Source organism: Aciditerrimonas ferrireducens (assembly GCF_023130475.1).
GTDB lineage: Bacteria > Actinomycetota > Acidimicrobiia > Acidimicrobiales > UBA8190 > Aciditerrimonas > Aciditerrimonas ferrireducens.
In genome coordinates this window covers 62701-87089 of the sequence record NZ_JAKHEX010000005.1, presented here as the reverse complement: position 1 = coordinate 87089, position 24389 = coordinate 62701, and the positions used below count along the sequence as shown (strand labels likewise).

The following is a 24389-nucleotide window of genomic DNA, read 5'->3' as shown; positions in this document are numbered from 1 at the left end:
CTCCTGGCCTAGGAGCAGGGCGTGGGGGAGGAGCCTGAGCGGCTGGCCCGACTGGTCGAGGCCCTGGACCGGGTGGTCCTGGGTCGCCGTCGGGAGCTCGAGGTGGTGGTGGCCGCCCTGGCCGCCGGCCGGGACCTGGTCCTCGAAGGCCCGCCGGGCACCGGCAAGAGCACGCTCCTCCGGGCCTACGCCGAGCTGGCTGGCCAGGGGTTCGTCGCCGTCGAGGGCACCGCCGAGCTCACCCCGGCCCGGCTCCTCGGCCACCACGACCCCAGCCGGGTGCTCGACGAGGGCTACACGCCAGCCACCTTCCTCGACGGTCCCCTGCTCCAGGCCATGCGGGCTGGCGCCCTGCTCTACGTCGAGGAGGTCAACCGGGTCCCCGAAGAGACCCTGAACGTCCTCGTCGGAGCCATGTCGGCCCGCCGGGTCCAGGTGCCCCGCCTCGGCGAGGTCCGGGCAGCCCCCGGGTTCGTGCTGGCGGCGGCCATGAACCCCTTCGACGCGGTCGGCACCGCCCGCATCTCCCAGGCCATCGCGGACCGGACCTGCCGGGTGGCCATGGGGTACCAGGACGAGGCCACCGAGCTGGCGGTGGTCCGCCAGGCCCTGGCTCAGGCCACCGGCGATCGGCTCGAGGTGCCCGAGGCCTGGTTGGCCACCGTCCTGGCCGTGGTCCGGGCCACCCGGGCCCACCCGGCACTCCGGTCGGGGGCCTCGGTGCGCGGCGCCATCGACCTCGTGCTGGTGGCCGACCGTCTGGCCGGGGTCCGGCGCCGCTCGCTGCTCGACCCCGAGGTGGGCAAGGACGCGGCCCTCTGCGCCCTCTCCGGCAGGGTCCGGGTGGACGACCTCGGTGGCCAGAGCGCCGACGAGATCGTGGCCGCCATCTGGGACGCCACCTGGGCCGCCCGGCTCGCCGACCCCGAGGGGGACGCCCCGGCCCCCGAGCCCCAGAGCGCCGCCGGAGCGGCCGGGCCGCCCGTCCTGGAGGGGGCGGGAAAAGGCCTGGCCCCGGGCGGACGGGGCGAGGATCCGCCGACGCACCCCCCAGGGGGGCCTCCCCGGTCCCGCCCGGCCGCCCAGCCGCCGGCCCGCTGAGCGCCCGAGGGCGGGCCGGTCCCGGGGGGACCGCCGAGCGGACCCTCGGGGCTCTCCAGCCCCGCCGCCGGCGCCTGGCCCGCCAGGAGCTGGCCCGCCTGCCCGGCTTCGACCGGCTCTCCCCGGCCCCCGGCCAGCTCGACGACGAGGCGGTGGCCGAGGGCCTGGCGAGCGACCCCGAGGGCGTCCTGGGCTTGTTGGCCGAGATGGCCCAGGCCCTCGACCCGGTCCTCGCCCGGCGGGCGGCTGCCGTGGCCGGCCGGGTGGCCCTGCGCCTCGGGGCCGCTGCCCTGGGCGGCGCCGGCCGGCTCCGGGTGCGCCCTGGCCCCTTCGACGCCGGCGCCGACCTGGACCTCGAAGCGAGCCTGGTGGGCCTCCTCCCTCGGGGTCCGAGCACCCTCGGGCTGGTCGGCCGGCGCTACCGACCGGCCGGCCCGGCCCTGGCCGTGCTGGTGGACGCCAGCGGCTCCATGGGCGGAGCCCGGCTCTGCACTGCGGCGGTCTGCGCCGCGGCGGTCGTCCTGCGGGCCCCGGAGCGCTCGGCGGTCCTGGCCTTCGCCGGGGACGTGGCGGTTCTCCGCCAGCCGGCCCAGCCCCGCCCGGCTGCCCAGGTGGTCGGGGAGCTCCTGGCCCTCCAGGGGCACGGCTCGACCGACCTGGCTGCCGGCCTCCGGGCGGCCCGGGACGCCCTGGCCGACCTCGGCAGCGCCCGGACGACGGTCCTGCTGCTCTCGGACTGCGAGCACAACGGTCCCGGGGACCCCGTGGCCGCCGCCTCCTTCGCCGAGCAGGTGGCCGTGCTGGCCCCGGCCGAGGCCCCTGAGGCCGCCCAGGCCTTCGCCCGGGCGGTCGGGGGCCGGGTCGCCCTCGTCCGCGGGCCCCTGGAGGCCGCCGCCGCCCTCGGCGCCCTGCTCGCATGAGGACCGGCCCGAAGCTCGCGGACCCCCCGGCCGACCTGGCCGTGCCGCCCGGCTGTCGGCTCCGCCCGGACCCCGGGACCCGCTGGCTGGCGGACCGCAGCGTCCTGCTGGGCGGCTCGCCCCCCCGGCTGCTTCGCCTCACCCCGACCGGCGCGGCCCTCGCCTGGCACCTGCTGGCCGGCCGGCCGGTGCGGGACCGGGCCGAGGGCCGCCTGGCCCGGCTGCTGCTCGATCGGGGCCTGGCCCACCTCGTAACCGGCCCCCTGCCCCCGCTGTCGGTCGCGGTGGTGGTGCCGGTGCGGGACGACCCCGAGGGGCTCGATGGCCTGCTCGATCGGCTCCTGGACGACACCCCGGGGGAGCACGGGCAGCCCGGCGCCGAAGCGGTCCGGCCCCTCGTCCACGAGGTCCTCGTCGTCGACGACGGCTCGATCGATCCGAGTGCCCTGCGCGCCGTGCTCCAGCGCCATGCGCCCCGCTCCGGGGCGCCAGGGCGCCTGCGCCTGCTCCGGCGGCCGACCCCGGGGGGCCCGGGACAGGCCCGGAACCTCGGGGCGGCGGCCAGCCGGGCGGAGGTGCTGGTCTTCGTGGACGCCGACGTGGCGCTGCCTGGTCCGCCGACCAGCTGGCTGCCCCCCTTGCTGGCCCACTTCGCCGACCCGGCCCTCGGGGCCCTGGCCCCCCGGGTCCGAGCCGCCCCCCCCGAGCGGGCCCCGAACCGGCCCCTGGCCGACGCCCTGGCGGCCTACGAGGCCATCCGGGGCCCCCTGGACCGCGGCGGCCGCCCGGGTCCGGTCGGGGCGGGCCGGGCGGTGCCCTTCGTGCCCAGCACCGTCCTGCTCGTCCGCCGAGCCGCCCTGGTCCACGTCGGGGGCTTCGCCCCCGCGCTCCGCGTCGGGGAGGACGTGGACTTCGTCTGGCGCCTCGACCGGGCCGGCTGGCGGGTCCGCTACGACCCGACCCGCAGCGTTGCGCACCGCAGCCGGGACCGGCTCGGCCCGTGGCTGGCCCAGCGCTTCCGCTACGGGACCTCGGCCGCCCCGCTGGCCGAGCGGCACCCCGGGGCTCTGGCCCCTTTGGCCCTCGGCCCGGCCCAGGCGGCCGCCGCCCTGGCGCTCGCCGACGGTGCGGTGCCCCTGGCCCTCGGAGCCCTCGGGGTCGGGGTCGCCCGGGTGGCCAGGCAGCTTCCCTCCGGACCCGGCCGGATCCGGCTGGCCCTGGCCCTCAGCGCCGCCGGCCAGCGAGCCGCCGCGGCCCAAGCGGCCCGGACCCTCCGGGGACCCTGGGCGCCCCTGGCCCTGGCCCTCTGGGCCCTGGCCCCCCGGGCTCGGCCGGCCCTGGCCGCGGCGGTGCTCCTCCCGAGCCTGGCCGACGCTCGCCGGGCCCTGGCCACCGAGGGGCGCCCGGGCGCCGCCGCCCGCGCCCTGGTGCTCGGCCTGGCCGACGACCTGGCCTACGGCGCCGGCGTGCTGCTCGGCTGCCTGCGCCGGGCCCATCTGGCGCCGCTCCGCCCGGCCTGGGCCCCCCGGAGCGGGCTGTCGCCCCGGGGGGGTTTGGGTCGGCCACGCGCAGGGAAGGACAGCGGGGGACGGGCGGGCGGCAGCCGGCAGTCACCCACCTCACCCCTCCAGCTGCTCGCCGCCGCCCGCCCCGAGGATGTCGGCTCCGGAAGGGGGACAGGTGCGGTCCAGTGAGCCCTCGGGATCAAGCGAGCCCCCGGCCCGGGCCCGGGCCCGCTTCCTTCCCGTGCCCCGATCGGTGCCGGCGGCCCGGGGCTTCGTCCTCGCCCATCTGGACCCCCCGCCGGGCCGGGGCGCCACCTGGCCGGCCGCCGACCCCGAGGCCGTGGCCCTGCTCACCTCCGAGCTGGTGAGCAACGCCGTCCGGCACGCCCGGACCCCCTTCACCGTCACGGTCGAGGCAGCCCCGGACGTCGTGCGGGTGGCGGTGGCCGACGGCGACCAGACCCGGCCCCAGCCCAGCTGGCCCGACCCGACCGCCGAGCACGGCCGGGGCCTGCGCCTCGTCGGCCGCTTGGCCCACGCCTGGGGCGTGGAGGAGCACGGGTCGTCGACCCGGCCGGGTGCGTCGCCGGGCCAACCGGTCGGCAAGACCGTCTGGTTCGTCCTGGCCCGCCCCGTCCCGGCGCCGTCGGCTCCCGGAGCCACGGCCCCTCCTGGCGCCGAGCCGGGGACGGACCCGGCGGGCCACTAGCCTCGAAGCGTGTGCGGCCGCCTGGCCCTCTCGACCCCGCCGCGGTGGCTGGCTGCCTGGGTGGCCGCCCACCTCGACGAGCCCGAGACCGCCGGCGGGCTGGCCCCCCGGCCGATGGGCCGGCCCGGTGAGCTCGTGCCGGTCGTGCTCGCCGAGGAGGACCGACGGGTGCTCCGAGCCGCCTGGTGGGGCCTGCCCCGGACCGGCCCCGGCCAGGGGTCGTCCCGTCGGCTCATCAACGCCCGGGCCGAGACCCTCCTCGAGCGGCCGACCTTCCGGCCGCTCATGGCCGAGGGCCGCTGCTTGGTGCTCGCCGACGCGTTCTTCGAGTGGACCGGGCCGAGCGGGACCCGACGGCCCCTGCGGGTCCAGCGATCCGACGGCACGCCCCTCGCCCTGGCCGGCCTCGCCTGTCCCCGACCCGAGGGCCTGGCGGTGGCCGTCGTCACCGTGGCCGCCGGCCCGGACCTGGCGAGCATCCACGACCGCATGCCCGTGCCCCTGGCGCCGGCCGACTGGCCCCGGTGGCTCGCCCCGGTGCCGCGCCCCGAGGACGCCCCCCTGGACCTCCTCCAGCCCGCCCCGGCCGGCACCCTGGTGATCGTCGACGCCGAGGAGGCTGCCCCCGGGGGCCGGGCGCCGAGGGCCGCTGGAGGCCGCTCGTCGGCTTCGTCGTCCCCGGTCCCGTCCGAGCCTCGTCCTCGTCAGGGCGTGCTCCCCTTGGGCTGAGCCGGCCGCTCGAGACCGGCAACCGGGGCGGGACTGCGGGCTCGCCCAGGTGCCGGCGGATGCTCAGCGCACCACGGCCCGGACCGCGGGGCCGAGGCGTCGGAGGACCCGGAGGCCGATCAAGCCGCCCCGGAGGAACCCCCGCCGGCCGTCGTCGGCCACCACCCGGACGGCCCCGAACCGGTCCAACAGGCCGGCCGCCGCCAGCACCTCGGCCACCGCCAGGGTCTCCATGTCGAAGGCCAACGCCCCCCGGTCCGAAAGGGCGGCCCGGGCCGCTCCCCGGACCACCCGGTCCACCCCGAGCAGGGACCCGGAGCACACCGGTCTCCCCGCCCCGACCAGCACGTCGGCCAGGCCACCGGCCAACTGCTCGGCCAGGTCGGCCGCCAGGGGGAGCGCCGCCCCACCGGGTCGACCCACCGCCCTGGCCACCACGGGGGTGCCGGCCGGTGCCGCAGCGGGGTCCAGGCCACCGGCCAGCCCGACCAGCACCACGGGACGACCCGCCCGGGCCACGGGCACGAGGTGCGCGGCCGCGGCGGCCGCAGCGCGCCCCGGGCCCATGCCCAGGCGGCGATCGGCTCGGGCCACCATTGCCTCGAGACCCAGCGCAGCGACCAGCAACGGGCCCGACCGCAGGGCCCGGCGGGTCGGGTCAGGGGTCATGGCCCCATCCTGGCCCAACCGGGGCGGGGGGCCGCCGGCGGCGAGACTCCGTGGGACACTCCCGGGATGCTCGCCCTCGACGTCCTGGCCGTCCTCAGCGCGGCGTGCTGGGTGGTCCTCGCCCTCGGGCGCAACCTGTTCTGGCTCCCCCGGCCCCGCCTGCCCCGTCCTGGCCCCGAGCCGCCCCCTGGACGCTGGCCGGCCCTGGCGGTGGTGGTGCCGGCCCGGGACGAGGCCGCCCTCCTCCCCACGACCCTGCCGACCCTGCTCCACCAGGACTACCCGGGGCGGGCCGTGGTGGTCGTGGTCGACGACGGGTCGACGGACGGCACCGCCGAGGTGGCCCGCCAGCTCGCCGCCCCGCCGCCACCCCCGGACAGGGAGCCCCAGGACAAGGAGCGGCTGGCCTGCGTGGTCGTCCGGACCGGCGACCGGCCGGCGGGCTGGGCGGGGAAGGTGTGGGCCCTGGCCGAGGGTGCGGCCCAGGTGCCCTGGGCGACCTGGCTGCTGTTCACCGACGCGGACATCCAGCACCCGCCCGGCAGCCTGCGGGCCCTGGTCGGCCTGGGGGAGTCCCGGGGCCTGGACCAGGTGTCGGTCATGGCCCGCCTCGAGGCCACCGGCTGGTCGGGGCGGCTGCTCGTGCCGGCCTTCGTGTACTTCTTCGCCATGCTCTACCCCTTCCGGACCGTGACTGGCCGGTCGGTCCGCCGGGCCGCCGCCGCGGGCGGTTGCCTGCTGGTTCGCCGGGCCCGTCTGGAAGCCGCCGGCGGTCTGGCCAGCGTGGCCGGGGCCGTCATCGACGACGTGGGCCTGGCCAAGGCCCTGGCCCGGGCCGGGGGGCGCCTTTGGCTGGGCTACGACCGGGGCATCCGCAGCGTCCGCCCCTACCCCCGGCTGGCCGATCTCTGGGCCATGGTGCGCCGCAGCGCCTACGCCCAGCTCCGCTGGTCGCCCGCCGCCCTGGCGGGCACGGTCCTGGCCATGGCCCTGGTCTTTCTCGTCGCGCCGGTCGCCGTCGTCGTCGGCCTGCTTCTCCCCGACACTCCGGCAGCCGTCGCCGGCGGGCTGGCCTGGGTCATCGCCACGCTGACCTTCCTGCCGCTGGTGCTCGAGGAGGGCGTCGCCTGGCCGTGGGCACTCGGCTTGCCGCTGGCTGCCCTCCTCTACCTCGGCATGACCCTCGACTCGGCCCGCCAGCACCGCCGGGGCGGGCCCCAGTGGAAGGGCCGAGCCCTCCCCGGCCCAGCCGCCCCACAACGCCCCCCACACGCCGCCAACGACCGCCCCGGACGCTGAAGTCGCCGGCTCCGAGCACCGATCCCCCTGGTGTGCCGGCCAACGTGCCTTCGCCGTGGCGACTCGTCCCCAAGGCCCCACCCAGCCCGGCCCCCGCACGCCCGCGGCTCGGCCCGCTCCCGCCCCCGCCGATCCGCAGGGAACCCCTGCCCGAGGGCCCGGTGCCGTCGCCAGCACCGAACCCAGCCGTCGCCGACCTGGTCGACCTCGTGGCGGTAGCCGCTGCCCTGGGATCGAGCGGGGCGGCCGAGGACCTCCACGAGGCCGCCCGGGCGGCCCTCGGCGAGCCGGGTCGCGCTCGACCTGCCCTCCGAGCGGACCGGTCCCCCCGGCCTGGCCACTCGGCCCGCAGGCATCGGCCCGGGCGGCACCCTGCCGAACGACCAGGCGCGCCGTCCCGCCCAGGACCACCCGGCGGGGCACCGGCCCAGGCCGACCGGCGCCGCCGGCGACGGGGGCTCGGCACGGTGGCCGGTCTGGTCGTCCTGGCCGTGGGGGGGCTGGCCGGCCTCGGCACGAGCGTCGCGGGGTCCGCCCACTCGGGCCCCGGCCAGGCCACCGGAGGGGGCCACGGGGCGACGACCGGCCCGGGCACGGCAGGCCCGGCCACTGACGCGGCGTTGGCCGGCGCAGCCGGCCCGTCGATCGCCTCGGTCACCGTCTCGGGCACCGGGGACGGCAGCAGCGGCCGGTTCGCCCCGAACGAACCCTGGCTCCTGACCCTCACGGTGTGGTGCCCAGTGACCGCGCCGGCCTCGGCCGAGGCGGTCGTGCTCGGTCCGAGCGGTCCCCGGGCCACCTTGGTGGTCCAGGCAGCGCCCCGGGGCAGCGCCAGCCGTGCGGATCTGCCCGCCGGAGCGGTGACGGTGGAGGTCGAGGCCCCAGGGTCCTGCAGCTGGACGCTCACCACCACGCCCCAGGCCGCCACCGGCTCGGGGTGAGCGAATCCCCAGGCCGCCACCGGCTCGGGGTGAGCGTCGGGCCGACAGCGGCCGAGGTCCCCGCCCCTCGGCTGCCGCCGGCCCGATGCAGGTTCAACCGGCGTCGACCTCGCGGTCGAGCGCCGGCTCAGCGCCGGTTCAGCTGGCCGACCCGAGATCGGGGGTCAGGCTGACCTGGGTGGTGACCGTCGAGCGGCCCGCCGGCAGCGGCAACCCGAGCAGCAGGTTCGAGAGCCCCGAGATGAACCAGGGGCAGCTCATCGAGGACTGGATCCGGGGCACGGGGAACTCGCCGGCCGCCAAGGTGCCCGAGAGCTTCTGCAGCAGGTCGCCGGTGAGCGGCGTGCCGCTGACCGACCCGCTCGTGCCGGTGGTGAAGGTCGGCTCGAACGGCCCGACGGTGCAGCGGAACAGGCCGAGCAGGTTCACCGTGGCCTCCAGGGGCACGGTCATGGTGGCGTTGAACTCCCCGGCTCCCACGGTCTGCAGGGTGGCCGTGGCCGGCCCGGTCGCGCTCAGCGTCGCCGGTGCTGGCAGCAGCCCGAAGAGGGTCACGCTGGTCGGCTGGAAGCTGAGGTTCTGGGGCTGGATGGTGGCGGTCAGGTTCTCCAGGTCGAGCAGCCCGCAGACCGTGCCGGTGATGCCCGAGGCGCTGGCCGCAGAGCCGAAGCTGGCCGTGCCGTTCGACAAGGTGCCGCTGAAGGCGATGTCGGCGTTCTGGGTCGTCGGGCAGCTGCTGGTCGAGCTGGCCGTCAGGACGTCGCGCGCCCCGCCGGCCGCCGGCCGGGTGGCGGCACCCGCCGTCTGCGCCAGGCCGGCCACCGTGCCGACACCGACGGTGGCGGCAACGCTGGCGCACGCCCCGAGCCGGAGCAGCCGTCCCCGAGCCGGCCGCACCGACGCGCCGGATTCCCGCTGGGTCATGGTGATACCCCCCTGTGGTCGGGCCGGCGCCGTCTCCCTCGACGCCGGCCAGCCGTTGTGGTCGGGGTGATCGTAACCACACGTCGCCCCCGTTCGCCACGCTTCGTCATGATCGTTGTGCGGTCCCGGGACGAGGGGCTGGTGGGGACGTCACCGGGTCGCCCCAGAGCCCGTCGAGGAGCTCGAGGAGGGCGCGGGCGTCGAGCGGCAGCCGCAAGAACGCGTCGAGCACCCCGGCCCGGACCAGGCGACGGCCGACGGCGTCGTCCGACCCGAGACCGACGAGCGCGGCGCGCCGCGGCGCGCCGGGACGGTCCGGGTCGGGGGTTGGCGCCTCTCGGTCGAGGTCGCGAAACGCCGCGGGCACCTGGCCGGAGGAGGACCCGTACAGGGCGGCCAGGTCCAGGAGGACCAGCCGGGCCGAGGGGTGGGCGGCGAGGAGGTCGGCGAGGCGTCGCTCGGTCCCGGCCCGCTGGACCCGCACCCACGGTCGGTGGGTGGCGACGGCTTCGAGGGCGGCGAGGAGGGCCGGGTCGGCGCCGACGACGAGCACCTCTGCGGCGGGCCTCCCGGTGGTGCCGGTCGGGCTGGCGGACCCGGGCGGGGCAGCGAAGGGTTCCCTTCGGGTCGGGGGCCGCTCGCCGGCGGGGCTGGCGGCCGGGAGGTCGAGCTCGTAGCGGACCACGGGGTCGCCCACGATCGCGAGCCGCCCACCCATCTGCTGGAGCAGGTAGCGGGCCAGGGCGAGGCGGGTGCTGGGATCGCGCAGGCGGGCCACCGGGAGGTCCTCGACGCGCTCGACCGACCGCCGGGGAGGGCCAGCTGGTGCCGGGGGCCCCACGGGCCGGCGCTCGACGGCCCCGGCGCGGGCCCCGTCCTCGGCCTCGGCCCGCTCCACGGCCAGACGGACCCGCCCGTCGGCGCTCGGGGTGGCCCAGACCTCCACCGGGACCTCCTCGCTCCCGCCGAGCGCGACGACCAGGGTGTGGAGCACCTGCACGAGCCTGCGGCGGTCGGCCCGCACCGGCGGCAGGGCCGGGTCGAGCCGGAGGGTCAGGGCCAGGCCCCGCTGGAGCGGCTCGAGGACCTCGGCGACCGGGAGGGCTTCGGGACGGAGATCGGCCCGGCCGGTCTCCAGGCGGGCCAGGTCCAAGAGGTCCTCGACCAGGCGAGCCAGCTCGGCGGCGGCCCGGCCGATGGCCTCGACCCGGGCAGCCTGCTCGGGCTCGAGGTCCTCGAGGGCCAGCAGCTGGGCGAAGCCCAGCACCGCGTTCAGGGGGGTTCGCAGCTCGTGGCTCAACCGGGAGAGCAGCTCGCTGCGGGCCTCGCCGGCCGCCTCGGCCTCGGCGGTGGCCTGCCGGAGGCGGGTCTCGGCCTCGACCGCCTCGGTCACGTCCCGGGTGAGGGTCACGAGGGCCCTCAACCGCCCCTCGGGGTCCCGTTCCGCCCGCCCCCGGGACTCCACCACCCGCCAGCGTCCAGCCCGTTCCAGCAGCCGGTAGCGGACCTCGATCTCCTCCGCTTCCCCCGTCTGGAGCCGGGAGTAGACCAGGCGGACCAGGGGCCGGTCCTCGGGGTGGATGCGCTCCAAGAGGTCCGCGAGGGTCGAGAGGCCCTGCACGAGGGCCGCCAGCAGGCCGGTCCCCGTCGGGGGTTGCAGGAGGCGGCCGGTGCCGTCCACCACGGTCACCAGGTCCGGACAGGCGGCCACGATCGCCGCCGCCACCTCGGGGCGCCGGATGCGAACGGGCTCGCCTACCCCGCGGACCGCGCCGGCGGAGGTCGGGGGGTCCGCCGGCCCATTCGACCCGTCCGGGCCCGGCTCGGCCAGGGCGACGGCGACGAGGAGCTGCTCATCGGGGCCAGTGCCGGGCTGGACCCCGAAGCGGGCGGGTCGCCACCCCGCGGTCGGGGTGCCCAGGCGAAGCCTCGCCGTGGCCCCCTGACCCTGGGCCAGCAGGTCGGCCAGTGCCCCCCGGTCCTCGGGGTGGACCAGCTCGCTCGGCCCCGGTCGGGACCCGGCCTCGGTCGCGCCCGGCGGCACGTCGCCGCCGCTCGCCAGCACCTCCCCTCGCGGGCCCAGCCGCCACCACCGGACCCCCGGCAGGCCGACGAGGACCCGGCGGGGATCGGGGAGCTGCCGGCTCCCCTGGCCCCCGGGTCGCTCAGCCCAGGGCACCGGTCGGTCCCCCGTCCCCCGGTCGCACCGAGGCCACGACGGCGAGCAGCTGGTCGACGACCAGGGGCTTCGGGAGGCGGTCGACGACGTTCCGGCAGGCGGCTGCCACCCGGGCGGCGTGGTCGGCGTCCGCGCTCACCACGACCACCGGGACGGCCTCGGTGTGCGGATGGCGCTCCAGGCGCAGTGCGACCTCCCACCCCGGCATGTCGGGCAGGCCGAGGTCCAACAGCACGAGGTCGGGTCGCTCGAGGATGGCGGCGGCCAGCGCGGCCTGGCCCGAGGCGGCGTGCCGGAGATCCAGTCCGGGGTGGCGTTCCAGGACCCGCCGGACGAGCTCGGCACTGGCCAGGTCGTCCTCGACGTGCAGGATGCGCAGCACCCGGCGCGGACCGGCGCCGATCGGTTCGTCGGCGACGGGCTGGGCCTGCCCCGGGAGGCGGATCGCCCGAGGCTCCTCCGAGGGGCCCCGCGCCGCGATCCCCCGCTCCGGGGGGCCGTCGGCCGCTGGCCTGCCCGACGCTGCTCGGTCCCGCCGTCTGCCGCTTCGGTCCCGGGTCGCGGGGTCGACGGGCTCGGTCCGGACGAGGTCCAAGGTGAAGGTGCTGCCGACCCCGAGCTCGGAGCGGACCGTGATGCCCCCGCCCATGACCTCGGCCAGGTGGCGGCTGACGGTCAGCCCGACGCCGGTGCCCGGCACCCCACGGTGCTCGGCCCCCAGGCGCTCGAAGGGGTCGAACAGCCGTGGCAGGTCCTCGGGGGCGATGCCGAGCCCGGTGTCCGAGACCGCGACCCGGACCCGGCGGGGGTCGGCCTCGACGTCGACCGTGACCCGTCCCCCGGGCCGGTTGTACTTCACGGCATTGGCCAACAGGTTCAAGAGCACCTGGAGGAGGCGCTGGCGGTCGGCCCGCACCCAGGGCTCCTCGTCGACGTCCCAGCCGGGGCTCTCGAGGACCACGCCGGCCTGGGCGGCAGCTGGCCAGGTGAGCTGGATGGCGTCCTCGACCACGGCCCGCAGGGCGACCGGCGCCAGGCGGACCTCCATAGTCTGGCGCTCGGCCCGGGCGACCTCCTCCAGCTCGCCCAGCAGGTCCTGGAGGTGGCGGGCGGCTCGGAGGACGTAGCCGACGCTGTCGGCCTGCCCCGGGGGGACCGGTCCCGCAGCGAGCGCCTCGGCCTCCTGGAGGACCCGTCCGAGGGGCGGGCCGAGCTCCTCGGCGACCCGCTCGAGGAGCTCCCCCTGGGCGGCGGCGGTCCGCCGGGCCTCGGCGAGGGCGGCCCGCAGTTCGGCCTCCACGGTGAGCGGGCCGGTGACGTCCCGGATGACGAGCACCGCCCCGTCCTCGGGCTCGGGGAGGCGGCGGCCCCGCATCTCGAGGACCAGCCGGGCCCCTTGACGGTCCCGGGACCGGTAGCGGCAGGGGCCGGGGTCCTCCCCGGCCATCAGCCGCTGGTACCACTCGGCCAGCTGGCGCTGCTCGTCGAGGTCCACGCTGTCCCGGAAGGCCTGCAAGGGGGTTGCCCGGGAGAGGCCCATCCAGTCGTAGGCGGCGTCGGAGATGAGCCGGAGCTGGCCGTCGGGCCCGACGAGGGCCACGACGTCGGGCAGCAGGCGAAGCAGGGTGTCGAGGTGCTCCAGCGCGGCCGAGCCAGGCTCCTCGGCCGAGTCGGCGGCGCCAGCTGCTGCCGTCGGGCGCAGGGGACCGAGGTCCTGGACGACGAACCAGGTGCCGCCGGTGGCCTCCCGCAGGGCCTGCCAGGACCACGCATGGACGGTCCCGGTGGTCGGCACCCGGAGGGTCGACGCGCAGGGGCCGAGCGTGCTGCCGGCCCGCAGCTCGGGCAACCGCCGCAAGGGGTCCGCCGACGCCACCGTGGCAGCCGCCAGGGCCCGAAGGGGCCCGCCGCTGGCCGCCAGGCCCTCGTCGCGCAGCCAGCGGGTCAAGGCGGGATCGGCGCGCCAGGCGCCCCGGGGACCGACCCAGAGCCAGTGGTCGGCCACCCCGAGCAGGGCCTCGGGAACTCCAGACCCCTCGCCCTCGTTCCCTGGCCCGGTGCTCGTGGTCGACCCCCTCCCTGCCGGCACGCTCGGGGCGCTCAGCCCAGGACGTGCCGGGCGATGACCACCCGCTGGATCTGGTTCGTGCCCTCGTAGATCTGGGTGATCTTGGCGTCCCGCATGGCCCGTTCGACCGGGAAGTCGGTGGTGTAGCCGTAGCCGCCGAGGAGCTGGACGGCGTCGGTGGCCACGGCCATGGCCGTGTCCGAGGCGAAGGCCTTGGCCATGGCCCCGAGCATCGACAGCTCCCCCCGGGGGTCGCCCTGGTCGATGACGCTGCAGGCCCGGTAGACGAGGGTGCGGGCGGCTTCGAGCCGCATGGCCATGTCGGCCACCATGAACCGCAGCCCCTGGAGGTCGGCGATGGGGGCGCCGAAGGCCCGGCGTTCGCGCATGTAGGCCACGGCGTGGTCCAGGGCTCCCTGGCCGATGCCGACCGCCTGGGCGCCGATGGTGGGGCGGCTGCGGTCCAGGGTGTGCATGGCGATGGCGAAGCCCTGGCCCTCCTCGCCGATGCGGTTGGCCACCGGCACCCGGACCTCGTCGAAGACCACCTCGCCCGTCGGACTGCCCCGGAGGCCCATCTTGTGCTCGAGCTTGGCCACCTTCACCCCCCAGTCGGCCTCCACGAGGAAGCAGCTGATCCCTCGGTGGCCGGCCTCGGGGTCGGTCTTGGCGAAGACCGTGTAGGTGTCGGAGACCCCGGCGTTGGTGATCCAGTACTTCGTGCCGGTCAGGACGTAGTGGTCGCCGTCGCGCACCGCCCGGCAGCGCATGGCGGCCACGTCGCTGCCGGCGTCGGCCTCCGAGAGGCAGTAGCTGGCCTGGGCCTCCCCCGAGGCGACCCGGGGCAGGTAGCGGCGCTTCAGGTCCTCGCTGCCGAAGTTCATGACCGGCAGCATCCCCAGCTTGGAGATCAGCATGGTGACGCTGGTCGAGGCGCACACCCGGGCGAGCTCCTCGGCCATGATGGCCTGGGTGACCATGTCGGCCCCGGCGCCGCCGTAGGCGGTGGGGATGCCGAGGGCAGGCAACTCCATCTCGCGGCACGCCGCGAACCCCTCGCTCGGGTAGCGCTCCTCGCGGTCCACGGCTGCCGCGTAGGGGGCGATGCGCTCCTCGGCCATCTGGCGGAGGGCGGCCCGGAACTGCTCGTGCTCCTCGGTCAGGACGAACGGAGGGGTGTGCGTTGCGGTGTCCATGCTCCGAGTCTCGCACCGCCCGGGCCGGCGGACGAGTCCGGGGAACCGCGGGGGCTCAGGCCGTGCCGGGCCGCGCCCCAGGGCGCAGCAGGGCCGGCCAGTCGGCCAGGCGCCCCTGGACCTCCTCGGCACGAAGGCGAAGGGTGGCCGGCAGCACGGCGTCCACGAGCCGGCGCCGGCGCCGGTCCTCGTGGCCCGCCCCCTGGACCAGGCGTCGACGCCAGGCCACGAGGTCGGCGGGAGCCGCGCCCCGGTAGCCGAGCAGGGTGGCGGCCCACTCGAGGTCCCCGGCCACCGGGGCCCGGCCGAACCGGGCCGCCCTGGCACAGGCCAGCTCGGCCAGGGCCGCGAGGACGTCGTGGTGGTCCTCCCCGGGCTGGAGGGCCAGGCGACCCTCGAGCACCCGCTCGGCCAGCAGCAGGGCGTAGCCCTGGTCGGGGCCGGGGACGCCGCGCTGGTGCCGGGGCAGGCGGGGCCGCCCCCGCCGGTCCCCGGGTCGCTGACCCCACCAGGGCCTCGGGGTGTGGAGGTGCTCGGCCGGCCGCGCCCGGTCCTGGACCAGGATGGGGGCGAAGCTCGGCTGGCTCATGGGACCCGCACCTCCTCTGCTGTCGCTCCTGCCGCTGCCGTCTCGGCCGTCGGCGTCGCCGTGCCCGTCGGCAGGACATCGGGGCCGGTGGCCGGTGCCACCCCGGCACGGAGCAGACCGTAGACCACGGCGTCCACTAGGGCCTGCCAGGAGGCCTCGATGATGTTCTCCGAGACCCCGATGGTGGTCCAGGTGGCCTCGGGGTCGGCGGTGTCGACCAGCACCCGGGTCACCGCCGCGGTGCCCGCCCCCCCGCCGAGCACCCGGACCCGGAAGTCGGTCAGGTGGACCTGGCGGAGCGCCGGGTAGAACGGCTCGATGGCCCGGCGGAGCGCGCCGTCGAGGGCGTGGACCGGGCCGTTGCCCTCGGCGGTGGCGATCCGGCGCTCCCCGCCGACGGTGAGCTTCACCGTCGCTTCGGTGAGCACGGGCCGGCCGTCGGCCGCGGCCCGATGGCCGTTGCCCCCGTGGTCGGCGATGACCCGGTAGGACTCGAGTTCGAAGTACCGGGGTCGCCAGCCCCCGACCTGGCGCAGGAGGAGCTCCAAGGAGGCGTCGGCCACTTCGAAGTGGTAGCCCTGGTGCTCCAGGTCCTTCAGCAGCTCCAGGGCCCGCCCGACCTCCTCGGAGCTGAGGTCCAGGCCGAGCTCCGCAGCCTTCAGGGCCACGGTGGAGCGCCCGGCCAGTTCCGAGACCACGAAGCGGGTGCCGTTGCCCACGGCGTCGGGAGAGATGTGCTCGTAGGCGTCCCGGCGACGGGCGATGGCCGAGGTGTGCAGCCCGGCCTTGTGGGCGAAGGCGGCGTGGCCGACGTAGGGCTGCTGGGGGTTCGGGGGGACGTTGACGATCTCGGCGATGTGGTGCGCCACGGGGGTCAGGCGCTCGAGGCGCTCGGCCGGGATGGTCCGGATGCCGAGCTTCAAGGAGAGGTTCGGGATGGCCACCGCCAGGTCCGCGTTGCCGGCCCGTTCGCCGTAGCCGTTCACGCAGCCCTGGACGTGGGTGGCCCCGGCACGGACCGCGGCCAGGCTGTTGGCCACCGCGCAACCCGTGTCGTTGTGGCAGTGCACCCCGATCCGGCGGTCGAACTCGGCCACCACCTCGGCGACGGCCTGCTCGACTTCGTGGGGCAGGGAGCCGCCGTTGGTGTCGCAGAGCACGAGGGTCTCCGCCCCGGCCTGGGCGGCCACTTCGAGGACCTGCCGGGAGAACGCCGGGTCCTGCCGGTAGCCGTCGAAGAAGTGCTCGGCGTCGAGGAAGACCCGAAGCCCCTGGCGGCGAAGGAAGGCCACCGAGCTCTCCACCATGGCCAGGGCCTCTTCGGGGGTGGTCCGCAGGGCTTCGGTGACGTGGAGCAGGGAGGCCTTGGCGACGATGCAGACCGCCTCGGTCCCCGCTGCCACCAGGTGCCGGAGGACCTCGTCCTCCTCGGCCCGGACCCCGGCCCGGCGGGTGGAGCCGAAGGCCACCAAGGTGGCGTGCGACAGCCGCAGCTCCTTCTGGGCCCGGGCGAAGAACTCCTCGTCCTTCGGGTTGGCCCCGGGCCAGCCCCCCTCGATGTAGCTGACCCCGAGGTGGTCGAGCTGCTCGGCGACCCGGAGCTTGTCGTCGACGCTGAGCGAGAGGCCCTCTTGCTGCGAGCCGTCCCGCAAGGTGGTGTCGAAGACCTCGACCGCCTCCGGCAGACCGGGGAGGACCGGGTGGGCCCCGGGGGCGTGGCGGTGGGCCGAGCGGGGGGTCTCAGGCCTGCTGGACATGGTCCAACCAGTCCTTGTACCGGTCGAGCTCGCCGCGCACCGTTGCGAAGTAGGTCCGCTGCAGCTCGGTGGTGATCGGGCCGGGACGGCCGTCGCCGACCAGCCGGTCGTCGACCTCCCGGATGGGCACCAGCTCGGCCGCCGTGCCTGTCAGGAAGGCCTCGTCGGCCAGGTAGAGGTCGGTCCGGACGAGGTCCTGGTGGACCACCTCGATGCCCAGGTCCCGCGCCAGGGTCTCGACGGCGTCCTGGGTGATGCCCGGCAGGGCCCCGGCCGCCGAGGTGGGCGGGCTGAGGAGCCGACCGTCCCGGACCACGAAGACGTTCTCCCCGGTGCACTCCGAGACCCGGCCGTCGGGGGCCAGGAGCAGGGCCTCGTCGTAGCCGGCCTTCAGGGCCTCGATCTTGGCCAGGGCCGAGTTCAGGTACATGCCGGTGCCCTTGGCTGCGGTGGGCATGGCGTTGGGGTCGTGGCGGCGCCAGGAGGAGACCTTCAGCCGGACCCCCCGGGCGAGGCCCTCCTCGCCGAGGTAGGTGCCCCAGGGCCAGGCAGCGATGGCCACCCGGACCCGGCAGGGCAGGGGGTTCAGGCCCATCTCGCCGTCGCCCAGGAACACCAGGGGCCGCAGGTAGCAGCCCTCGTCCAGGCCGTTCACCCGGACCACCTCCTTCGCCGCGGCGACCAGCTCGTCGCGGCCGTAGGGCACCTCCATCATGAGGATCCGGGCCGAGGCCAGCAGCCGCTCCATGTGCTCCTTGAGCCGGAAGACGGCCACCCCCTGGGGGGTCGGGTAGGCCCGGATGCCCTCGAAGACCCCGGTGCCGTAGTGGAGGGAGTGGGTGAGGACGTGGACGGTGGCCTCGGCCCAGGGGACCAGCTCCCCGTCCATCCAGACCTGCTTCGTCGGGGTGATGGGCACGGTTCAGACCCTCTCTGCGATGGCGTCGCCCACCTCGGTGGTCGACGGGAACGGGGTACCGAGCTGGTGGTCGGCGACGTAGTCGGCCAGGGCCTTCTCGATGCGCGCCGCGGCGTCCTGCTCCCCGAGGTGCTCGAGCATCATGGCCGCCGAGCGGATGGCCGCGAGCGGATTGGCCCTGCCCGTGCCGACGATGTCGTGGGCGGCGCCGTGGACCGGCTCGAACATCGAGGGGCCGGTCCGGGCCGGGTTCAGGTTGGCGGAGGCCGCGAAGCCGATGCCCCCGGCCACCGCGCCAGCCAGGTCCGTCAGGATGTCCCCGAAGAGGTTGTCGGTCACCACCACGTCGAACCGCTCGGGGCGCTCGACGAGGTGGATGCAGCAGGCGTCGACGTGGAGGTAGTCCCAGGTCACCTCGGGGTAGTCGCCGGCCACCTCGCTCACCGTCCGGTACCAGAGGTCCCCGGCGAAGGTCAGGACGTTGGTCTTGTGCACCAGGGTCAGCTGCCGTCGGGGCCGGCGCCGGGCCAGGTCGAAGGCGTAGCGGACACAGCGCTCGACCCCCATGCGGGTGTTCACGGACCCCTGGGTGGCCACCTCGTGGGGAGTGCCCCGGCGCAGCGACCCGCCTTCGCCGGCGTAGGGACCCTCGGTGTTCTCCCGGACGACCACGAAGTCGGCCCCGGCCCCGATGGCCCCGGGGACCCCGGTGAACGGCCGGAGGTTCACGTAGAGGTCGAGGGCGAAGCGTAGGCGCAGCAGCAGGCCCCGCTCCAGGAGGCCCGAGGGGACCTCGGTGGAGCCCAGGGGCGGCCCGATGGCCCCGAGCAGGATGGCGTCGACCCCCTGGAGGGTCCTCAGGGTGTCGTCCTCGAGGACCTCGCCGGTGGCCAGGTAGTGGGCCGCGCCGAGGGGCACCTCGATGGTCTCGAGGGCCACCCCGGTGGCCCGGACCACCTTCAAGGCCTCGGCCACGACCTCGGGGCCGATGCCGTCCCCGCCGATCACCGCCACCCGATGCGCCTTGCCTGCGCTGCTCATGCCTGCTCCTGCTCCCGTCCGCTCCGTTTCGTCATCGGCCCGCTGGACCCTCTTCGAAAGCGGGCCCCGGTCCCATCGCCGTCGGGTCGCTCGCGGGGCCCGACTCGGACCGGCTGCCGGCACCGGGCCGGCGCTCGTCTCGGCGCGCCCCTGCTCAGGGACGCGCCGGGCGAATTCGTACGCCGACCCGCCCGCGACCGACCTGGCTCGGTCCGGACGGACCGGGGTCGGCGGAGCCCCCCCGAGCGGTGTGGCACGACCTGCGCTGCGCACCGGCACCGGGGCGCGCGCTAAGACACGTCGCGCCAAGCAGAGCGGTCGCGCGCTGGACCATTCCTCTTATGTTCGTCCACCGGGGCCCCACGGTCAAACCTCCGGCCCCTTCGGCAGAGACGAGCCGCGGCGAGGGCCAGCTAGCCTGTCGGTCTGTGACGGACGGCCAGAAGACCCCCCTCACGCGCAGCACCTACGAGCGGCTCCAGGCCGAGCTCGAGGACCTGCGGACCCGGGGGCGGGTGGAGATCGCCCGGGCCATCGCGGCGAAGGACCAGCAGGGCAAGATGGAGGCCCGGATCCGCCAGATCGAGGCGACCCTGGCGAACTGCGAGGTGGTCGACGACCTGGGGACCTCCGACAAGGTCGCCCCGGGCACGGTCGTCTCGATCCGCTACGAGGGCGACGACGAGGTCGAGCGGTACCTGGTGGGCTCCATCGAGGAGCAGACCGAGGGCGTGAGCGTCGTCTCCCCGGCTTCGCCCCTCGGCCAGGCCCTCCTCGGCCGGGGCCCCGGGGAGACCGTCGAGTACGAGGCGCCCGGCGGGACCCTCCGGGTCGAGATCGTGGCGGTGGGCCAGTGAGTACCGGGCCAGTGAGCACTGGACCCGTGAGCACCGGACCAGTGAGCACCGGGCCAGTCGGGGACGACCGGGGCACCCCCCGGACCCTGTTCGAGAAGGTCTGGGAGCGCCACGTCGTTCACCGCGCCCCGGGGGAACCGGACCTGCTGTTCATCGACCTGCACTTGGTCCACGAGGTCACGTCGCCGCAGGCCTTCGACGGGCTGCGCCTCGCCGGTCGGCGGGTCCGCCATCCGGAGCTGACGGTGGCCACCGCCGACCACAACGTGCCGACCACCGACATCGACCAGCCGGTCGCCGACCCGATCTCGGCTCGGCAGCTCGAGGTCCTGAGCAAGAACTGCGCCGAGTTCGGCATCGCCTGCTTCCCCATGGGCCATCCGAACCAGGGCATCGTCCACGTCATCGGGCCCGAGCTGGGCCTCTCGTTGCCGGGGATGACCATCGTCTGCGGCGACAGCCACACCTCGACCCACGGCGCCCTCGGCGCCTTGGCGTTCGGGATCGGCACGTCGGAGGTCGAGCACGTCCTGGCCACCCAGACCCTGCCCCAGCGCCGCCCCGCCGCCATGGCCGTCGAGGTCGAGGGCGAGCTGCCCCTAGGGGTGAGCGCCAAGGACATCGTGCTGGCGGTCATCGGCCGGATCGGCACCGGCGGCGGCGCCGGGCACGTGATCGAGTACCGGGGGAGCGCCATCCGGTCCCTCTCCATGGAGGGCCGGATGACGATCTGCAACATGTCCATCGAGGCCGGGGCCCGGGCCGGCATGGTGGCCCCCGACGACGTCACCTTCGCCTACCTCGAGGGCCGGCCCCACGCCCCGAAGGGCGCTGCCTTCGAGCGGGCCCTGGACGACTGGCGGACCCTGCCGACCGACGAAGGGGCGGTGTTCGACACCACCGTCCGGCTCGACGCCGCCACCTTGCGGCCGCACGTGACCTGGGGCACGAACCCGGCCCAGGTGGCGCCCATCGACGGGTCGGTGCCGAGCCCCGACCAGTTCGCCGACCCGGCCGCCCGCGAGGCCGTCGCCCGGGCCCTGGCCTACATGGGCCTCCAGCCGGGCACCCCCATCCGGGAGGTCCCGGTGGACACGGTCTTCATCGGCTCCTGCACGAACAGCCGCATCGAGGACCTGCGGGCCGCGGCCGCCGTCCTCGAGGGTCGGCGGGTCCGGCCGGGCCTGCGGGCCCTGGTCGTCCCCGGCTCCCGGCGGGTGCGCCAGCAGGCCGAGGCCGAGGGCCTCGACCGGGTCTTTAAGGCCGCCGGGTTCGAGTGGCGGGAGCCCGGCTGCTCGATGTGCCTGGCCATGAACCCCGACAAGCTCCAGCCCGGCGAACGCTGCGCTTCGACCTCGAACCGGAACTTCGAGGGCCGCCAGGGCCGCGGGGGGCGGACCCACCTGGTCTCGCCGGCGGTGGCGGCAGCCACGGCGGTCGCCGGCCACTTCGCTGCCCCGGAGGACCTCTGATGGAACCGGTGACCGTGGTGAGCGGCCGGGCGGTGCCCCTGGACCGCTCCGACGTCGACACCGACCAGATCATCCCCTCGGACTGGCTGAAGCGGGTCGAGCGGACCGGCTTCGGGCGGGGGCTGTTCTCGGAGTGGCGGGACGACCCGGGGTTCGTGCTGAACCGGCCCGAGCACCAGGGGGCCACCATCTTGGTGGCCGGGCCGAACTTCGGCATCGGCTCGTCGAGGGAGCACGCCGTCTGGGCCCTCATGGACTACGGCTTCCGCGCCGTCGTCTCCCCCCGCTTCGCCGACATCTTCCGGACCAACTGCACGAAGCAGGGCCTGGTGCCGGTGGAGGTGGACCCCGAGCTGGGCCGGGCCCTGCTGCGGGCCGTCCAGGAGGATCCGGGCCTCGAGGTCACCATCGACGTCGTCCGCTTGACGATCGAGGCCCCCGCCGCTGGCCTGGCCGGCCGCTTCCCCTTGGACGAGTTCACCCAGCAGCGCCTGTTGCACGGCTGGGACGACGTCGGGCTGACCCTCCGCCACGAACCGGCCATCGAGGCCTACGAGCGTTCGCTGCCCGACTGGCTCCCTCGAGTGGCCCCGAACCCGAGCTGAGGGGCTCGAGCCCCTTCGTCGGCTGCCCCCGCCGGAGCTGCTCGACTGGAGCTGCTCGACCGGGGGTGCTCAGGCCATCGGACCGGTCGGCGCCGAGCCGCTTGACGCCTCGGGGCCCCGGCTGGCCAGCTGGGCTGCCCGCTCGGCCATGAAGCGGACCGCCTCGTCGGGCGGCAGGGGGCGGGCAAAGAGGTAGCCCTGGCCGGCGTCGCAGTGCTCGGCCCGGAGCCGGTAGAGCTGCAGCTCGTCCTCGATGCCCTCGGCCAAGGTGACCAGGCCGAGGGCCTTGCCCAGCTGGACCAAGGCCCGGACCAGCGCAGCGCCCTCGGGGGACTCGACCATGCCGGTCACGAAGCTGCGGTCGATCTTCAAGATGTCGACCGGGAACTGCTGGAGGTAGGCCATCGAGGAGTAGCCGGTCCCGAAGTCGTCGACCGCCACCCGGATGCCGAGGGCCTTCAGGTCCCGGAGCCGGGCGGCGATGCTCAGGGGATCGCGCATGAGGACCGTCTCGGTGATCTCGACCACCAGGGCCCGGGGGTCGAGGCCCGAACGGACCAGGGCCGCCCGGACGTCCCGGACGATCTCGTCGCCTTCGAGCTGACGCCCCGAGACGTTCACCGCCACGCTCACCGGATACCCCTGGGCGTGCCACTGCTGCACCTGCCGGCAGGCCTCGAGGAGCACCCAGCGGCCCACGTCGACGATGAGCCCGGAGTGCTCCAAGGTGGGCACGAACTCCACCGGGGGGACGATGCCCCGAGTGGGGTGCCGCCAGCGCAGCAGGGCCTCCACCCCGGTCACCCCGAGGCCCTCGAGGTCGAAGGTCGGCTGGTAGACCAAGAAGAACTGGCCGTGCCGCAGGGCCTGGCGCAGCTCGCTCTCCAGGTCGAAGCGCCGGACCACGGCGGCGCGCATCTCGGGGCGGAAGACCACCGCCCGGGCCGGCCCTTCGGCCTTGGCCTCGGCCAGGGCGATGTCGGCGTCCCGCAGGAGGTCCCGGGCCGAGGCCCACAGGCCGGTGGCCACCCCGACCGAGGCGCTGACCCGAACGGGGCCGGGCACGTCGGGCAGCCGGAAGGGGAGGGCCAAGGCGGCCTGGACCGCCGCCGCCAGCTGGCCGGGGTCGGGCAGCTCTTCGCCTTCGACGACCAGGGCGAACTCGTCGCCCCCGATGCGGCCGACCAGGGCAGCAGGGCCGGCCACCTCGAGGAGGCGGTCCCCGGCCTCCCGGAGCAACTGGTCGCCGACGTGGTGCCCGTAGGCGTCGTTCAGGTCCTTGAAGCCGTCCAGGTCGCAGACCACGAGGGCCAGGGACCCGTCGGCTCCCCCGGCGTCCCGGCCGGCGGCCAGCAGGCTGTCCACGGTGGCGAGGACCTCGGACCGGTTCGCCAGGCCGGTCAGGCTGTCGTGGCGGGCCTGGTGCTGGAGCGCCCCGGTGGCCCGTTCGGCCAGGGCCAGGGCCTGGGCGCGGGCCAGGGCCAGGACCCGGATGGAGAAGACGAGGAGGAGGACGAACAGGGCGATGCCCCCGCCGACGGCCACCCCCTGCTCGGTGGGAGTCAGGTCCTCCGAGGCCGGCACCCAGACCTCGGCGAGCCAGCGACCCCCGGCGTCGAAGGCCAGGGTCCGCTCCATGGACCCCGGTCGGGGCCGGCCGGCCCGCTCGAGGAGGACCGGCGGGCCGCTCTCAGGCTGGGAGCTCAGGTCGACCGCCACCCCGGACTGGCTGGCCACGACGGGCTGGAGGAGCTCCCGGGCGTCGAGCACGGTGATGACCCAGCCGCGCACCTCGGCCTGGCGGGCGGCCACGGTGGCCGGCGGCGTGGCGGTGTCGTAGACCGCCCGGAGCTCGAAGAAGGGGGCCAGGCCGCCGAAGAGCTGCCCGATGGCCTTGCTGGCTGCCTGCTGCTCGGCACCGAGGATGCCGAGGAGCTGGCTGAGGGGCCCGGTGACGGCGTGGCCGCTCGAGGCGGCCGCGGCCAGCAGCGGGGCGGCCGGCCCGTCGCACTGGTCGTTGCCCGGGTCGATGAACCCCATGAACGCCCCGAGGGCCTGGCTCACCGCCGCGCTCCGGCTGGCCGGTAAGGGAGGCAGGTGGAGGAGCCCGAGTGAGAGCAGGCAGTAGCGGGACCGGGCCCCGGGGGGCGTGAGGGCGAAGGTCCCGACGTGAAGACCGAAGGGGGGGTCGGCCACGTCCCGGGCGGCGAAGCCGGCCAGCTGGCCGGCCGGTACCGCCTGGGTGTAGGCCAGAGCCACCACGTCGGTCCGCTCCGCCGCCGTGCCCTCGCTCTGGAACCAGCGGTCGAACTGGCCGTTGGTCAGCTGGGGGTCGACGCTGAGCAGCGCCCCGACGGCGTGGGCCAGGTCAGCCGACGCTCCGAGGGCTTCGGCCAGCCGGTTCTCGATCGCCCCGGCCTGGACGTCGGTGGCCCGCTGCTCTTGGCTCTGGACCGTCCCGGCCCACTCGGAGCCGGCCACGGCGGCCACGAGCAACCCGATCACAAGGAGCACCCAGGAGAGCCCGGCGACGTGCCGCAGGGCCCGGCCCAGCCGAGCGGGGTGCCCGGCGCCGCGCCGGTCCGCCCGCCCGGTCCGAACCCCCGGATCGGTGCGACGGACCCTCACGCGAAAAGGTGTCGACCGGCCCCCTCCCCGACTGAAGGCCGCCGGGTCACAACAGCTGCCCACGGGCCCTTCGGCTCGGCCCGCTAGGCTCCCGGCTCGTGCCGACCCGCCGACTCGCCGCCGGCAGCTCTGGAGCCGCCCCGCCCGCCAGCGGCACACCGGCCCGGCGACTCGGCCGGCTCGCCCTGGTCAGCGGCCTGGTCCTGGTGGGGGCCCGCGCCGCCCGCTGGCTCGCCGGGCGCTGGCCGATGGGCAGCCCGGACGTCTGGCCCCCGGTGCCC

At 76.2% G+C, this 24389-nt stretch carries 20 protein-coding genes; 10 read left to right on the top strand and 10 right to left on the bottom strand.

Annotation, left to right across the window (positions count from 1 at the left end; genetic code table 11):
- Nucleotides 1-21 precede the first annotated feature (21 nt).
- From Acit_RS05110 to Acit_RS05090, 5 genes are all read left to right on the top strand, one after another.
- Entirely contained in the window at nt 22-1101 is a 1080-nt protein-coding gene (locus Acit_RS05110; RefSeq protein ID WP_248106447.1) for an AAA family ATPase, read from the top strand.
- A 152-nt stretch (nt 1102-1253) separates the two neighbouring features.
- Nucleotides 1254-2021: a VWA domain-containing protein gene (locus tag Acit_RS05105; RefSeq protein ID WP_248106445.1), complete on the top strand. Its 768-nt coding sequence runs from the start codon at nt 1254-1256 to the stop codon at nt 2019-2021.
- A complete protein-coding gene (gene mftF / locus Acit_RS05100; RefSeq protein WP_248106443.1) occupies nt 2018-3715 on the top strand; it encodes a mycofactocin biosynthesis glycosyltransferase MftF in 1698 nt (565 codons plus the stop codon). The genes Acit_RS05105 and mftF overlap by 4 nt, the downstream gene beginning before the upstream one ends.
- A complete protein-coding gene (locus tag Acit_RS05095; protein ID WP_248106440.1) occupies nt 3702-4235 on the top strand; it encodes an ATP-binding protein in 534 nt (177 codons plus the stop codon). Before mftF ends, Acit_RS05095 begins: the two co-directional genes overlap by 14 nt.
- Before the next feature lie 9 nt (nt 4236-4244).
- Nucleotides 4245-4964, top strand: coding sequence for an SOS response-associated peptidase (locus Acit_RS05090; RefSeq protein WP_248106437.1), 720 nt, complete (start codon nt 4245-4247; stop codon nt 4962-4964).
- Nucleotides 4965-5027: 63 nt separating this feature from the next.
- Here Acit_RS05090 and Acit_RS05085 read toward each other — a convergent pair whose 3' ends face one another.
- Nucleotides 5028-5633, bottom strand: a complete 606-nt coding sequence (locus Acit_RS05085; RefSeq protein WP_248106436.1) for a phosphorylase family protein — start codon at nt 5631-5633, stop codon at nt 5028-5030.
- A 66-nt stretch (nt 5634-5699) separates the two neighbouring features.
- Between Acit_RS05085 and Acit_RS05080 the strand changes: the two genes are divergently transcribed.
- Together Acit_RS05080 and Acit_RS05075 are read left to right on the top strand one after the other, a co-directional pair.
- On the top strand, nt 5700-6932 hold the full coding sequence (locus Acit_RS05080) for a glycosyltransferase (RefSeq protein ID WP_248106434.1): 1233 nt from the start codon (nt 5700-5702) through the stop codon (nt 6930-6932).
- A 467-nt stretch (nt 6933-7399) separates the two neighbouring features.
- The gene (locus Acit_RS05075; protein WP_248106432.1) at nt 7400-7873 is read left to right on the top strand and encodes a hypothetical protein; all 474 of its coding nucleotides are present in this window, start codon (nt 7400-7402) and stop codon (nt 7871-7873) included.
- A 138-nt stretch (nt 7874-8011) separates the two neighbouring features.
- On the opposite strand, the gene Acit_RS05070 is transcribed toward Acit_RS05075, so the two are convergent.
- From Acit_RS05070 to Acit_RS05035, 8 genes are all read right to left on the bottom strand, one after another.
- A complete protein-coding gene (locus tag Acit_RS05070) occupies nt 8012-8797 on the bottom strand; it encodes a hypothetical protein (RefSeq protein WP_248106431.1) in 786 nt (261 codons plus the stop codon).
- Between the two features lie 106 nt (nt 8798-8903).
- A complete protein-coding gene (locus Acit_RS05065) occupies nt 8904-10976 on the bottom strand; it encodes a sensor histidine kinase (protein ID WP_248106429.1) in 2073 nt (690 codons plus the stop codon).
- Complete coding sequence (locus tag Acit_RS13515) at nt 10963-13065, bottom strand: ATP-binding protein (RefSeq protein ID WP_248106427.1); 2103 nt, start codon at nt 13063-13065, stop codon at nt 10963-10965. The genes Acit_RS05065 and Acit_RS13515 overlap by 14 nt, the downstream gene beginning before the upstream one ends.
- Before the next feature lie 11 nt (nt 13066-13076).
- The gene (locus tag Acit_RS05055; RefSeq protein ID WP_248106425.1) at nt 13077-14240 is read right to left on the bottom strand and encodes an acyl-CoA dehydrogenase family protein; all 1164 of its coding nucleotides are present in this window, start codon (nt 14238-14240) and stop codon (nt 13077-13079) included.
- 55 nt (nt 14241-14295) lie between these two features.
- A complete protein-coding gene (locus Acit_RS05050; protein WP_248106423.1) occupies nt 14296-14829 on the bottom strand; it encodes a hypothetical protein in 534 nt (177 codons plus the stop codon).
- Nucleotides 14826-16586, bottom strand: a complete 1761-nt coding sequence (gene cimA / locus Acit_RS05045; protein ID WP_248106420.1) for a citramalate synthase — start codon at nt 16584-16586, stop codon at nt 14826-14828. Before cimA ends, Acit_RS05050 begins: the two co-directional genes overlap by 4 nt.
- Nucleotides 16570-17505: a branched-chain amino acid transaminase gene (locus Acit_RS05040; RefSeq protein ID WP_248106417.1), complete on the bottom strand. Its 936-nt coding sequence runs from the start codon at nt 17503-17505 to the stop codon at nt 16570-16572. Before Acit_RS05040 ends, cimA begins: the two co-directional genes overlap by 17 nt.
- A 3-nt stretch (nt 17506-17508) precedes the next feature.
- Nucleotides 17509-18546, bottom strand: a complete 1038-nt coding sequence (locus Acit_RS05035) for a 3-isopropylmalate dehydrogenase (protein ID WP_248106414.1) — start codon at nt 18544-18546, stop codon at nt 17509-17511.
- 428 nt (nt 18547-18974) lie between these two features.
- On the opposite strand from Acit_RS05035, the gene Acit_RS05030 reads away from it, so the two are divergent.
- The 3 genes from Acit_RS05030 to leuD are packed head-to-tail and all read left to right on the top strand — an operon-like array spanning nt 18975 to nt 21480.
- Nucleotides 18975-19403, top strand: coding sequence for a GreA/GreB family elongation factor (locus Acit_RS05030; RefSeq protein ID WP_248106412.1), 429 nt, complete (start codon nt 18975-18977; stop codon nt 19401-19403).
- Nucleotides 19404-19444: 41 nt separating this feature from the next.
- A complete protein-coding gene (gene leuC, locus Acit_RS05025) occupies nt 19445-20875 on the top strand; it encodes a 3-isopropylmalate dehydratase large subunit (protein ID WP_248106410.1) in 1431 nt (476 codons plus the stop codon).
- Nucleotides 20875-21480: a 3-isopropylmalate dehydratase small subunit gene (leuD, locus tag Acit_RS05020; protein WP_248106406.1), complete on the top strand. Its 606-nt coding sequence runs from the start codon at nt 20875-20877 to the stop codon at nt 21478-21480. The genes leuC and leuD overlap by 1 nt, the downstream gene beginning before the upstream one ends.
- A 69-nt stretch (nt 21481-21549) precedes the next feature.
- On the opposite strand, the gene Acit_RS13510 is transcribed toward leuD, so the two are convergent.
- Nucleotides 21550-24108, bottom strand: a complete 2559-nt coding sequence (locus Acit_RS13510) for a putative bifunctional diguanylate cyclase/phosphodiesterase (protein ID WP_248106403.1) — start codon at nt 24106-24108, stop codon at nt 21550-21552.
- Nucleotides 24109-24389: the final 281 nt, after the last annotated feature.

Bases quoted from the DNA above. Each gene is read 5' to 3' on its own strand.
- mftF (WP_248106443.1), top strand. From the start codon at position 2,018: ATGAGGACCGGCCCGAAGCTCGCGGACCCCCCGGCCGACCTGGCCGTG.
- Acit_RS05085 (WP_248106436.1), bottom strand. From the start codon at position 5,633: ATGACCCCTGACCCGACCCGCCGGGCCCTGCGGTCGGGCCCGTTGCTG.
- Acit_RS05080 (WP_248106434.1), top strand. From the start codon at position 5,700: ATGCTCGCCCTCGACGTCCTGGCCGTCCTCAGCGCGGCGTGCTGGGTG.
- Acit_RS05070 (WP_248106431.1), bottom strand. From the start codon at position 8,797: ATGACCCAGCGGGAATCCGGCGCGTCGGTGCGGCCGGCTCGGGGACGG.
- Acit_RS05055 (WP_248106425.1), bottom strand. From the start codon at position 14,240: ATGGACACCGCAACGCACACCCCTCCGTTCGTCCTGACCGAGGAGCAC.
- Acit_RS05050 (WP_248106423.1), bottom strand. From the start codon at position 14,829: ATGAGCCAGCCGAGCTTCGCCCCCATCCTGGTCCAGGACCGGGCGCGG.
- cimA (WP_248106420.1), bottom strand. From the start codon at position 16,586: ATGTCCAGCAGGCCTGAGACCCCCCGCTCGGCCCACCGCCACGCCCCC.
- Acit_RS05035 (WP_248106414.1), bottom strand. From the start codon at position 18,546: ATGAGCAGCGCAGGCAAGGCGCATCGGGTGGCGGTGATCGGCGGGGAC.
- leuD (WP_248106406.1), top strand. From the start codon at position 20,875: ATGGAACCGGTGACCGTGGTGAGCGGCCGGGCGGTGCCCCTGGACCGC.